The sequence below is a fragment of the Pseudoalteromonas sp. AWH4_217 genome, from assembly GCF_056161105.1.
In genome coordinates this window covers 209649-224382 of the sequence record NZ_JBSWYM010000011.1, presented here as the reverse complement: position 1 = coordinate 224382, position 14734 = coordinate 209649, and the positions used below count along the sequence as shown (strand labels likewise).

At 54.2% G+C, this 14734-nt stretch carries 1 protein-coding gene (running past one end of the window); it reads right to left on the bottom strand.

Annotation, left to right across the window (positions count from 1 at the left end):
- A protein-coding gene (locus ACXAH1_RS15390) for a non-ribosomal peptide synthase/polyketide synthase (protein ID WP_475197816.1) crosses the window boundary here: on the bottom strand, positions 1–14734 show its 3' portion. Its footprint extends 12803 nt past the window's final position; 14734 of the gene's 27537 nt are visible here — the last part of the coding sequence; its start codon lies off the right edge, out of view; it ends in the stop codon at positions 1–3.

The window sequence follows — 14734 nt, the reverse complement described above, 5'->3', positions numbered from 1 at the left end:
TTATAACCACCCACTTTCTTGCTCATCCAGCATTATGTCGATTTCTTCGGCCATCGACGCAATGTCGCCCAGCTCAAACAAATCAGCCACATTCAGCTCTAACTCAAAGGCATCATTGATCTTCGAAATCAGCTGCATCGCTAACAAGGAGTGGCCTCCCAGTTCGAAGAAGTTGCTGCGGATACTGATCTGCTCCAGGCGAAGCATCTGCGACCAGAGCTCGGCCAGTTGTTGCTCCGTGTCTGTTTCCGGTGCGACATAGTTATCCACTGTACACTCGCTGAGGGTCAGCGCCTGCAGGGCTTTATCGTCGCGCTTACCATTGAGATTCACCGGCATTTCTGTCACTAAGGCATAATGCCCTGGCACCATATATCCGGGTAACCCTGTACGAACCTGTTGCCAGATATCGCCAAGTTGCGTCTCGTCGGCGCCCTGGGCCAGGCATACATAAGCACACAAGGTAGGGACCGCAAAGTCCGTTTTATTGACCAAGACCGCGGCCTGACGCACCGCAGGATGCAGTTCAAACTGTTGCTCAATCTCCTGTAACTCGATACGGAAGCCCCGCAGTTTCACCTGATGATCTTTGCGTCCCTTGAAGTAACACATGCCATCCATACCAATCCGTGCCATATCACCACTGCGATAGTATCGCTGTTGCGACTGCGGATCTGTGATAAAGGCCGCTTCAGTGGCTTCAGGGTTGTTCTGATAGCCAATACCCACGCTCGGGCCATGCCAGCACAGCTCACCCACAAATCCAGATGGCAGACGCTGCCCCTGTGCATTACGGATTGTATACTGGGTACCACCCAGAGACAGGCCAATAGGAATATCATCGCTCAGCTGCAATGTGCGCGGAACCGGATAATAACTCGACAAAACGCTGTTCTCGGTCGGACCGTAAACATTGTAAACCTCAACCTCAGGGTCTAGTTCAAATAAGCGTCGCACCGACTGAGTCGGGAAAACGTCTCCCCCGATCAACAAGTGACTAAAGCCACAAGTGCCCGTGAGCTGCTCACACCAGGGTTCGAACAGTGCCGGGGTGATCAACGCGGTATTCGCACCACTTTGCTTCACCACCTGCTCCAGCTTATCTATCTCAACATGACGACCCGGATAGAACACCACAGCACCGCCGTGGACCAAAGGTCCCCAGATGTCAAAAACAGCCGCATCAAATGCCAGTGACAACAACTGCAATACCCGGGTATCGCGATTGAACGGGCAGAATTCCAGCTGGGTCAGCATAGAGAAAATCGAGCCCTGGCTGATCTTCACCCCTTTCGGACGCCCTGTGGTACCTGAGGTATAGATAATATAAGCCAGATCATCCGGGTGGTTTTCGACCACAGATACAGCCGTGCCGTGAGCCTCAGGAAGTTGCGCCGCGGTGTAAGTCGGACACGGCAGTTCAACCTCAAAGTGTGAGGCTTTCAGCAACATACAACATTGTGCGTTATCTACAATGTAGCTCAGCCGGTCCATGGGGGCGTTCGGGTCAAGTGGCACATACGCTGCGCCCAGCTGCATAATGGCCAGCTGCGCGACCACCAGCTCAAGCGAGCGGTCAAACATCACCGCTACCTTGTCGCCATGACTCACGCCTTGCGCCGCCAGGCGTTGCATCAGTGCGTCGGCCTGCTCGATAAGTGCGCCATAACTGAGCTGCTCCTGTGCATAGAACACCGCAGTATGTGCGGCATCCTCCAGCGCAAAGGCGCGGATCGCCGCAGCGATGGACTGTGGCCCTTGCGACGAGTGACAAATTGCCTCAGCAATCGGCTCATCGCTGAGCGTGTGCTGTGACAAAGCCAGCTGTGGCGCATCAACTATCCCTTTGAGCAAGCGGTTAAAGGCCTCAGCGGCGATTTCTATGCTCTGCTGAGCAAACAAATCACGGCAGTAACCCCAGGTGAAGTACAGACCGGTATCAGATTCGTGGGCTGTCAGTGACAAATCAAACTTCACATCTGACTCAGCTGAGCGTTGATAGTCCTCTACCACCAGCTGGTCCAGACCATAATCCGCCGACTGATTGTTTTGTAACACAAAGAGCACCTGGAACAACGGATGATAAGCCGTGCTGCGTTCTGGCTGCAGTTGTTCTACCAGCAATTCAAACGGCATATCCTGATGCGACTGAGCATCCAGATGCATTTGCTTGGAGTCGCGCAACGCCTGCTCAAAACTCGGGTTGTCATCAAAGCGGTTGCGCAGCACCAGGGTATTTACGAAGAACCCGATCAGCGCTTCAACATCTCGCTGGGTGCGGTTTGCCACCACGGTCCCCATCACAATATCAGTTTCATTGCTCCAGCTGCTTAGCAGTGCCGCAAAGGCGGTTTGTAACGTCATAAACAAGGTTGCACCATGACGTTGCGTAAGCGCTTTAAGCCCCGCCAGGGTCTGCTGATCCAGTTCAGTACCAATAAAGTGCCCACGGTGAGACTGGGTTTTCGGTCTGGCAAAATCCAGCGGCAAACTGTGCACCGCCGGGATATCCTGCAGCTGTTGTTGCCAGTAGTCACTTTGCTGTTCAAGCACTGCACCACTGAACCAGCCGCGCTGCCATGCGGCATAATCCCGATACTGCACTTTTAGCTCAGGTAACTGCGGTTGTTCACCACGTACCAGCGCGGTATAGAGATAACTGAGCTCCTGCCAGAAACGTCCGATTGACCAGCCATCACAAATCACATGATGGAAGACAAAGTTCACCATGTGGCGCTCAGCCCCCAGGGTAGCGACATGTACCCGGAACAGGCTGTCTCCCTGCAAATCAAACGCGCGGGTCGAAGTTTCATTCACCCAGTCAGCGATACTTTGTGCATCCCCCTCTAACTCTGCCAGCTCAAGGGCAACCTGAGTATGTTCCGTGTAATACTGTAATAGTGTCTCGCCCAGCACAAAACGTGTCCGTAAGCTGTGCTGACGTGTCACGATTATATCTAGCGCTGCCCTGAACATCGTCAGATCAAGCGGCCCTGAGATGTCATACGGGTAAGGCATGTTATACAGCCCGGACTCAGGGTTGGACTTGGCAATAAACAACAGACGCTGCTGTGCATAAGACACCACAGACGGGCTGTTATCTGCCAGCACCTGGATCTCGGTCATGCCTGAAACTGCACTCATTGCACTGAGTCGCTCGCAGAACTGCGCCAGTTTTGGTGCTTCAAAAATGGTTCTGACCGGCACTTCCAGCGTCAGCTCATCGCGGATCCGCGAGACCAGCTGAATGGCCAACAATGAATGCCCGCCCAGTGCAAAGAAGCTATCGTCCAGGCCAACTTGTGCCTGGCCCAGCAATGACTGCCAGATCTTTGCTAGCTGCTGCTGCAATGGCGTTTCAGGTGAGCGATAAGCCACCTCTGATTGCCAGCTAGGCTGAGGCAGTGCTTTACGGTCGACTTTACCACTCATATTCAGTGGTAAGGCATCAAGCTGCATCCAGGCTTTAGGCACCATGTATTCAGGCAGCAAAGCACTGAGCTGAGTCTGTAGTGTCTGACTGTCGAGCGTCTGCGATGCACAATAATATGCCACCAAAATGGCCTGCTGCTGCGCATCTTGCCTAATCACCACACAGCTTTGTTCAACCCCATCAAGGCGCTGCAGACAGGATTCAATCTCTGCGGTTTCAATCCGGTAACCGTTGAGCTTCACCTGTCCGTCGTTACGACCAAAGTACAGGATCGTACCGTCATTGAGCCAGCGCACCTGGTCGCCCGTGCGGTACATACGGCCACCCGGATTACCATATTCAGGCAGGTAACGGCTCCCGGTCTGCTCAGCGGCAGCACCAAGGTAGCCCAGCGTGACCCCTTCACCCGCAATATACAATTCGCCCACAGCGCCCACTGGTGCCAGCGCCTGGTGCTCATCCAGCACATACAAGCGAGTATTGTGAATAGGTTTACCCAGGGCAATCGCGGTCCCCTGTGGCGGCTCTGCCACAAAGTTAAATGTACAGCCAATGGTGGTTTCAGTCGGACCATAGTGGTTATAGATGCGGGCGTCAGGCAATAAAGCACGGATCCGCTCATAGGTTTGCACCGTGAACTCCTCCCCTCCCATCATCAGTGTGTGTGGCTGAGCCACAGGCGCACTTAACTGAGACAGCAGGACCTCTATCTGAGTTGGCGTCACCTTAATGTACAGCGGCACGTCGCTGTCTGTCAGGATCTGCGCGGCACTGAGATACAGGTTATCATTGTCAGCGATATGGACTGTTTTACCCCGCAGTAACGGCAGGTAAATATTCGGGATAGTACCGTCGAAACTGACCGAGCTCATCAGTACTGACCCTTCCAGTTCCGACACAAAATAAGTGTCTAACGCCTGAGCCAGATAATTGGCAATATTGGCGTGACTGATCATGACGCCCTTTGGCTGACCGGTAGAACCTGAGGTATAAATGACATAGGCAGGCATCAGTGACGACACGGTGACATCAGGTGCGACAGTCTCACAGGCGCTCAGCTGAGCCTGCCAGTGCGGACAGTCAACTAAGCAGCGTGTTGCCAGTGCCGGGAACTTCTCGCTGTCAGAGTGTGATGTGATCACACAAACAGCCCCGGAATCAGCAACCAGATAGTCAATCCGTGACTGCGGATAATCAGGGTCAACGGGCAGATAGGCACCGCCGGCTTTTAATACCGCCAGCATGCAGGCAATCAGCGTAATCGATTTATCCAGGCTCAGCGCAACCACATCACCCGGTTTCACGCCCTGTGCAATCAACAAATGTGCCCATTGATTAACCAAAGCATCCAGTTGCTGATAGTCTATCTGCGCAGCGCCCTGACGAATAGCAATCGCATTAGGTGTCGCCTTAGTCTGGGCACTGAACCAGTCATGGAAGGGCACCTGCTCAGTAAACTGATGGCGGGTATCATTCCAAGCGGCAAGCTCTGCATGTGCCAGCGGGTCGATCATGTCCAGTTGTGCCAACGGAGTATGGGGCTGGTTCACAACCGCCCGGGCAAGCGTGGCAAAACTACGTGCCATACGTTGTATGCTCTGCTCGCTGAACAAGTCCAGGTTATATTCCCAGGCCAGCACTACGCCGCCCTCGGGTTGCTCTATGGTCGACAACTTAAGGTCAAACTTACTGGTGTCCCTGTCATATCCCATAGGTTCAACCGCCAGATCAGCGACCTGCAATTCGTCAAATTCATTGTTCTGAAGCGCAAACAGGATCTGGAACAATGGTGAGTGACTCAGGCTACGCTCTGGCTGAAGCACTTCCACCAGGCGCTCAAATGGCATGGCCTGATGCTCAAAGGCGTCCAGGATCATCGTGCTGGTACTTCTGAGGTTTTCAACAAAGCCCTGCGACAATGCCAGACGGTTACGCAGCACCACAGTATTGACGAAAAAGCCAACCAAAGGTTCGATTTCAGGTCGTTCACGTCCGGCAACGGGTGTGCCTATCATGATATCGTCCGTGCCACTGTAACGGGCCAGCAACGCCGCAAAGAGCGACTCCAGCACCATAAATAATGAGCACCCCTGATCCAGCGCCAGTGTATTGAGCATCGCACTGACATCACTATCCAGTTCGGTAATAAACCGTGCCCCGCTAAAGCTCTGTACCTGAGGTCGAGGCTTATCCAGCGGCAAGCTGTGCAGTTTGGGGGCGCCGTTAAGCGCCTCTTTCCAGTGCTGCTCGGAGCGACTCAGCGCCTGTTGCTGCGCATCCTGATGTTGCCATTGGGCAAAGTCTTTATACTGAATGGCTAATGGCTCTGCATCCGGCATCTGATCGGCACACAGCTGCTCATAATGAGCGAACAACTCGCGCTCAATCACTGCAAATGACCAGCCATCAACGGCAATATGGTGGATCACCAGCGCCAGAACATACTCCTGTGTGGCCACTTTATATAACACCGCCTGTACGGGCAGATCTGCTGCCAGGTTAAAGCAGGTCGCAGACAACTCGCGAAGCGTAGTGTCCAGTGCCTGTTGCGGATCAGACAGACCACTCAAATCACGCAGGGTGAGCTGAGCTTGTCGCTGTGTAATGCGCTGGACAGGCCCGTCTGTGCCCTGTTCGTAAACTGTACGCAGGATATGATGACGGTCACTCAGGGCGGCAAAAGCGGCTTGCAGTGCGGTCACTTTAAGGGCACCACGAAGGCGATAATTCGCCGGTACATTGTAGTTGCTGCTGCCCTGCTCCAGCTGGTCGATAAACCATAGGCGACTTTGCGCATAGGACAAGGGATAACAGGCATCCGGGTTGGATACTGCATTTATCTGCCCCAGCTCACTGTGTGCAGCCGCATCAATGGCCAATGCCATGCTGTCCAGAGTCGGAGTCTCGAATACCTGCTTAACCCCAAACTCGATGGCAAAGCTCTGCTTAACCTGAGTCACCAGGCGCATTGCCAGCAGAGAATGCCCGCCCAGAGTGAAAAAGTTATCCCCTTTGCCCACTTGCTCTACTGACAGCAACTGTTGCCAGATCTGCGCCAGTGTTTGCTCGGTTGGCGTCTGGGGTGGCGTATACTGCGCCTGCTGCTGAGCATCAGGCTGTGGTAGCGCACGTCTGTCGACTTTACCATTATCGGTAAGCGGCAGTCGCTCAAGGTGATAGTAAAGCTCCGGGCACATATAATCTGGTAAAGCACCTTGCAATACCGCCTTTAGAGCTTCATCACAAGGCTTATCCGCCACATAGTAAGCAATTAAACGGCTTTGCTGGTGTACCGTCACCAGAGCTTCACTCACGCCCGGGTATTGGTTCAGCAGAGTTTCAATTTCGCCGAGCTCAATACGGAACCCGCGCAGCTTAACCTGGGTGTCGCTGCGGCCAACATAGCGCAACTGGCCCTGCTCATCGAGCTGCACCAGATCTCCGGTGCGATACCAGCGTTTGCCCTCTGCCATCTCGACAAAGCGCTCATTGGTCAGTACCGGATTATTCAGATAACCCAGCGCCATGTTCACACCGCTGATAAATAACTCACCCACGCACCCGGGCAACACAGGCTGAAGATGCTTATCCAGCAGGCGTGCTTCATTACCCGGCAGTAGCTGACCAATTGGTGGAAGCTGCGGCCACTGAGCCGGGTCTCCCCGGAGTACATACTCGGTCACAACATGGGTTTCAGACGGACCGTAATGGTTAATCAGCGTGCAATTCGGATACTGATTGAAGAAGCGGGTAATATCAGCACTGATCTGCAGCTGCTCACCGGCTGTCACAATCTCACGCAGCGCATCCAGTGAGACACCAGACGCCAGCGCCTCACTGCACATCACCTGCAAAACGGCAAATGGCACAAATATCCGGGCGACTTGCTGTGTGGCAATCACATCCAGCAATGCCGCCATATCGGTACGGGTATGCTGATCGACTACCACCAGCTCAGCGCCTGTGGTCAGTGCCGTGCAGATCTCCTGCACAGACACATCAAAGTTCAGTGAAGCAAACTGCAGCGTTTTTGCCGGTGCAGACAGCACACTGTTGTCGCGGCGCTGGAACGCCAGCAGGTTTGCCAGTGTACGGTGAGGCACCACCACCCCTTTGGGTTTACCCGTTGAGCCCGAGGTATGGATCACATACGCCGCTTCATCCGCATCCCCCTGCCAGTGAGGTGCGCTGGCTGCCACGGTACTGTTCAATAAGGCTTCAATTTCCAGTACCCGGGCGACGTCAGGGTGCTGCGCTGATGGCGTGTTGTTGCTGATCAGCGCAAAGGTCACCTCATTGTCGTGGCAAATGGTGTCGATACGAGCCTGAGGCCATTGACTGTCAACGGGCATGTATACTGCGCCCAGACGCCAGACTGCCAGCATCGCCAGCACCGCATTGATCCCCCGCGGGACCATCACTATGACTTCACTACCGGGCTCAACACCTTGCTCGAACAAAGCGCCGCTGAGATGCTCAACCCGCTCAGCAAGTTGCTGATAGGTCAGGTGTGTCCCCTGGAAACTCAGCGCACCGTGTTGCGCATATTGCTCCGCAGCGGCCATAAATAAAGGTATAACCCGTGACTGCGGCGTCACTTCAACAGCGGCAGTTGTCAGCTGACCTTGCGCTGGGGTAGCCAGCGAGATATCCGCAATACGTTGTTGTGGCGTATCCAGTAGCAAGTCAATCAAACGGTGCAGCGCCGCATCAAACAGGGCGATCCGCTGCGCGCTGAACAAATCGGTATTGTACTCCCAGGACAGACCCAGACCCGACTCATTTTCCATCGCCGTCAAGGTAAGGTCGAACTTAGCCAGTGCCGCTTTACTGCGCTCAATATCAATTTCGAAGGCGCTGTTGTCCAGCTCAACCGCCTGGTTGTTGTGCAGTACAAACATGATCTGGAACAGCGGGCTGTACGCCAGACTACGCTCCGGTGCCAGACTTTCAACCAGTGCTTCAAAAGGCACATCCTGATGGGTCTGCGCCTCCAGCATATAAGCCTTGGAACGAGCCAGCACATCCATAAAGCCATCCTGCGCCTCAAACTGAGTACGCATGACCAGAGTGTTCACGAAAAAGCCCACCAGGTCCACCAGCTCTTCACGGCGGCGGTTCGCCACCGGTGTACCCAGCACAATGTCATCCTGATGACTCAGTTTGTGCAGTAATACGCTGAACATAGACTGCAACACCATGTATAGTGTGCTGTCTGTTTGCTGAGCCAGAGACTGTAACTGAGCAAGCTGTGCATGACTGAGCTGAGACTCATGCCAGGCACCGCGATAACTCTGTTTTGCCGGACGAGGCTGGTCGGTCGGCAATTCATGCACCACGGGGATCCCTGCCAGAGCCTGTTGCCAGAAGCCAACTTGTTGTTCCAGCTGTGCCCCCTGCAACCAGCTTCGCTGCCACATTGCAAAGTCAGCGTACTGCACACTCAGTGTTGGCAATACGGCCTCACGCCCTTCAACCAGCGCTTCGTAAAGACGAATAAACTCATTGGTGATCAGGCCCATGGACCAACCGTCGGCAACAATATGATGTACCGTCAGCAACAGTTTAAAGCAACATTCCTGCTCTTTGATCAAGGTGACATGCAACATAGGGTCACAACTTAATTCAATCGCCAGGGTGGCGGCCTGCGTTGTTGCCAGGGCCAGCTGCTGCTGTTTCTGTGCATCAGGCAAGGCACTCAGGTCACGATAATCCAACGTGAAATGACTGCCATCATGGGCAATTTGTCGCGCCTCTCCGTCATGGTTGACAAATTGGCTGCGCAACACTTCGTGACGCGTCAGCAACTGAGCAAAAGCCAGCTCCATAAGACTGACATCCACCTCACCACGGATCGCATACACCATCGGGATATTGTAGTTGCCGCTGTTGCCTTCCAGCTGGTTGATAAACCACATACGCTGCTGCGCATAAGACAGCGGAGCCCCTTCAGCAGGACGCGCCTGAACGCTCAACTGAGCACCAACAGAGAGCTGCTCACTGCTGTCTATCAGCAGAGCCTGCTTGGCAATGGTGTTGGCACTGAATACGGATTTAACCGCCAGCTCCACGTTAAACTCAGCAATGATGGCCGTCACCAGACGCGTAGCCAGTAATGAGTGACCCCCAAGGTGGAAGAAGTTGGCTTCGGTACTAATCGACTCTTTGTCCAGCAAACGTTGCCAGACAGCTTGCAGCCGTTGCTCTGTTGGCGTAGCCGGAGCGACATACTCATCCTTCACCGCCACATCAAATGCCGGTAAGCGACTGCGGTCCACCTTACCATTGGGTCGATAGGCAAAGCTGCTGACACACATAAAGGCATCCGGCAACATGTAATCAGGCAGGGTCTGAGCCAGCTGCGCTTTGATTGCCTGCAACAAGGCCGATTGCTGACAGGCAGGTACCTGGGTCAGCAGATACGCCTGCAGGCTCTGCTGCTCAGGCACATATATGACAATGGCATTCTGGACATCACTGTGACGCGCCAGCTGCGCTTCTATCTCACCGATCTCAATACGGTAACCCCGGATCTTAATCTGATAATCTTTACGGCCAAGACAATGCAGACGACCCGCTTCATCAACCCGACCCAGATCGCCCGTCGCATAAGCCCGGCCAATCGGAGTTTCAATAAAGGCACCAGCTGTTTGCTCCGGACGATTAAAATAGCCAGTTGCCAGGCCGTGGCCTGTGATCACAATTTCACCCACCGCGCCCTGTGGCACCGGATTGTGGTTGGCATCCAACAATACCACCTGGGTATTGGCTATCGCAGCCCCAATAGGCGCATATAAGGTATCGGTAAGCGAAGTGTCAGTGACAACGTAATGGGTGACATCTGACATCACCTCAGTGGAGCCATAGAGATTCACCAACTGAGTATCGCCCAGTGTAGGCAATACCTGACGGGCCAGTGCCGTCGCCAGCGGCTCACCACTGACAAACCAGTAGTTCAGCGCCAGTAACCTGAAGCCCGTTTGCGCCATATATTCATTGGCAATATTCAGCAACGACGGCGCCGTAACAATACGGGTGATCCCTTGCTCACTCAGAGCCTGCAGCAACTGAGGTACCTGCTTAACCAGTTCGCGGTCTATCAGGTGCAGCGTAACGCCTTGCAGTAACGGCGTGAACAATTCCCATACCGCCCGGATAAAGGCCATCGATGTAATATGACAGGCCTGCTCATCGTCCTGATATGGATAGGCTTGTGCCATCCAGTTAACCCGGTTCAGGGTGGCGCCATGGGTTCCCAGCACCCCCTTTGGATTACCTGTTGAGCCAGAAGTAAAGATGATATGGGCGCCATCATTGGGTGTCAGGCTAACCTGATAGCAAGGCGTTGTTGGTTGAGCCGCAATCGCGCTGGCAGCGTCGCTGTCATCCAGGGCACAAACCTGCGCTTCAACCTGCCAATCCAAGACCTCACTGCCCGCATTACTGAGTACCCATTTACAGCCAACTTCATCAATCATAAATTCGCAGCGCTGTTGAGGCAGTTCAGTAGAAACAGGAACATAGATTGCACCCAGCTTGATCACCGCCATAATGGCGACAATCCTGGGCAACGCCCGGGCCATACACACGGCGATCCGATCGCCCTGCTCAACCCCCAGCGTACTAAGGAAGTTCGCCACCTGTGTGGCCTGTGCATCCAGCTGCTGGTAAGTGAGGCGATGCTCACCAGATATCAGCGCAGGCTTATCGGCACACATCGCCACCACCTGCTGCCACTGAGTCAGTATGGTGTCAGTTTGCGATGGCAGAGCCAGAGGCTGCGGCAGCACCGCGTTGTCGCTCCAGGCATGGCTCAGCAGCGGCTGTTCCGGGTTATTGCAGCCCAGAGCCAATAGGTGTTCAAATTCAGCGGCAATCATGCTGATTGTGCTGGCTTTAAACAACCTTGCATCGTACGCCCAGGTCAGTTCATATCCCCGTTCACGGCGCGACAAATACAGGGTCAGATCATATTTGTTATCGAACTCGCCCAGCGCAAGGCCTGATACGTCCAGTCCGTCCAGTGCCAGTTCGGGTTGGTCATGACCATCGAAATTAATCATCACCTGGAACAGTGGTGCATGTTGCAGGTTACGCTCCGGATTGAGCACTTCCACCAGCCGCTCAAATGGCAGGTTGGCATGCTCATGCGCCGACAGGTGGTGCGTTTTTGCCTGTTGCAGCAGGTTCGTCAAACTCGGCGAGTCACTTAAATCCAGACGCAACACCACTGAATTTAAGAACAAACCAATCACATTTTGCAACGCGGCATCGTTGCGGTTAGACACCGGAGTGCCAACCACAATATCCGTCTCATTACTCCAGCGAGCCAGCAGCGCGGCAAACACGCTATGCAACAGCATGAACGACGACGCCTGCTCATTTGCAGACAGCGCATCAATTTGTGCACTGAGCCCCCCGTCAAGCTGGTGGTGATGGAACCCACCCTTAAATGACTGTGTGCTGTCGCGCGGCTTATCCAGTGGAATGCTGTGGACAGTTGGCAGACCTTGTAACTGTGTTTGCCAGTACTGCTCGCTGTGCTCCAGCGCGGCCAGATTCTCAGGCGCGCGTTGCCAGGCAGCAAAATCACGATACTGAAGGTCCAGCTCTGCAACTTCAAGCTGTGTCTGGGCACGGCGCGCATTGTAGGCGCTGAACAGTTCCTGCTCAAAAATCGCGAACGATCCGCCATCGGTTGCTATGTGGTGCATACAAATCATCAAAATATGATGCTGCTCAGCCACTTTACACAACTCAGCACGGATCACCTCGCCCGCCTGCAAATCAAACGGCCGGGCGTTAAAGGCATTAAAGTGTGCTTCTGTCTCTGTGTCGTTCAGTGTGCACTGAGTCAGGGTAAAGGATAACTGCGCCGGGCTCAGGCTGCGCTGACGTACAACCTGTTGTTCCCCTTCATCTGCAAACACCCGGAACTGAGTGCGCAGGCTGGCCTGTCTGGCCACAAGCCAGTGTAGTGCTTGCTCCATCGCAACGACATCCAGTTCCCCCTTAAACACATAGGCTGCCGGCATATGGTAACTGGTAGCATCCGGGTTAAGTTGCTGCATAAACCACAGCCTTTCCTGTGCAAAGCTCAGCGCACACCACTGGCCTTCCACAGTTGCAGCAGTCAGTTTCAGGGACTGCTCCGTCGCCTGTGAGTCATCAATCAGTGCGGCCAGTTTGTTGATGGAGCTGTGACTGAAAATGACTTTCAACGGCAGCTGAAGCGAGAACGCTTTTTCAATGGCAATTAACAGGCGTGTCGCCAGCAGTGAATGTCCGCCCAGTTTAAAGAAGTTACTGTCGATACTGATCTGCGCTTCGTGCAGTTTCAGCAGCTCGGCCCACACAGTGACCAGGAAAGTCTCTGTCGGCGTACTGGCTGCTACAATCACTTCATTCAGAGTGACTGAGCTTTGCAGTTGCTCGAGCACGCGAGCCTTGTCCAGCTTACCATTGCGGGTCAGTGGCAGGCTCGCCACAAAGGCATAGCGCTCTGGCACCATATAGGCAGGCAACTGCGTGCCCAACGTCTGAACCAGGGTACTTTGCAGTGTTTCATTTGCCTCACCGGACTCACACACCACGGCCGCGGCGAGCTGCTGCTGCCCCTGGCTGTCTGTAAAGGTGAAGCAACGTGCCTGAGTAACTCCCTCGCATTGCTGCAATGCCAGGTCAATTTCACTCAACTCAACACGGAAACCACGGATCTTAACCTGATCGTCACTGCGGCCCAGATATTCCAGCTTACCGTTACCATTGAAGCGAACTCTATCGCCCGTGTTGTAGCAAGGCTGTCCGCTGGCGTGCGTATAAAAACGCTCCGCAGTTAACTCATCGCGGCCCAGGTAACCCAGGGCGACCTGCGCGCCACTGACATGCAACTCACCGATGGCACCTCGCGGCACCGGCTGACCATGGGGATCCAGAATATGCAGCCCACACTGGCCCACAGGGAGACCAATAAAGGCAAAACCGGGCTGGCTAAAGTCGTCGACAAACTCCGCACAGGCTACATGGGTCTCTGTCGGACCATAATGGTTCCAGAGCTTGCTGGGGAAGCGGGTAAACAGCGCCGCGATGGCCTCTGAGATATACAAGGCTTCACCGGCAACAATGATCTCATCCGGCACCGCATCATAGTCGTTACCCTTCACTTCTTCAGCCAGGATTTGAAGTACCGCTGGTGGACAGAACAAACGCTCGATTTTGCGTGCACTCAGTAGCTGAGGCAGCTGCGCCAGATTGTCTTTTTCTTCTTCGTTTATCAGTACCAGCGGACTGATTGTGAACCAGCTGGTGATCAGTTCCTGCACGGACACGTCAAAGGTGAGAGGCGTAAACTGCAAAGTTCGCTTCGCATCAGTGAGTCCATGCTTGCTTTGCTGGGCAACCGCCAGATGGCATAGAGTACGATGCGTTTGCACCACCCCTTTAGGCTCACCGGTTGTCCCTGAGGTATAAATCACATAGGCCGCGTCTTCACCCTGAATGGGCTCTTCACTGCGATAGACGCTGTCGTCCAGCCCCTTCAGTTGCGACTGCAGCGCCGGCCAGGTGAGTGCCAGACAGTTTAATTCAAGCGTGTCGATTAGCTCTGCGAGGCTGGCGTCGCCTCGGGTGTCAATCACATGTTCAACGCCACTTTGCTGCAGAATATAGCGCAGACGCTGCTCTGGCAGTTTAGGGTCCAGAGGCAGATACGCCGCGCCCAATTGTAGCAGGGCCGCAATGGCCAGATAGCTGGCAGGTGTGCGCGCATAAGTCAGCGCCACAACCTGATGTTGCCTGACCCCGTGCTGTGCCAGTAAACGCGCCAGCTGGCTGGATTGAGCCACAAACTCACCATAAGTTAGCTGTACCTCGCTTGATTCTAACGCCAGGGCACCGGGCTGAGTCTGGGCGCTTAACTGCAAGACATCGGCGACAGACTGAGGTAAGTGCGCCACGTCTGCAGCGTCACAGCTGTCCTCAGCGTTCAGCGGCAGAGACAGTAGCTGTGCATCTGGTGTCGCCAAAGCTTGTTCACATAGAGCCACAAACGCCTGTGCCAGTGATTCTATGGTCGCTTTGTGGAACAAGTCACTGTTATATTCCCAGTCGAGACGGATCTGTCCTGCTTGCTCAACTACCGACAGTGTCAGGTCAAATTTACTCTGATCAAAGTTAACCGGGTGCTCACGCAGCTCGACCCCATCCAGTAACCAGGCACTATTGTGCTGACTCTGAACCACCAACAGGATCTGGAACAGAGGGTTATAACGATTGTGACGCGCCTCTTGTAAATCTGCCACC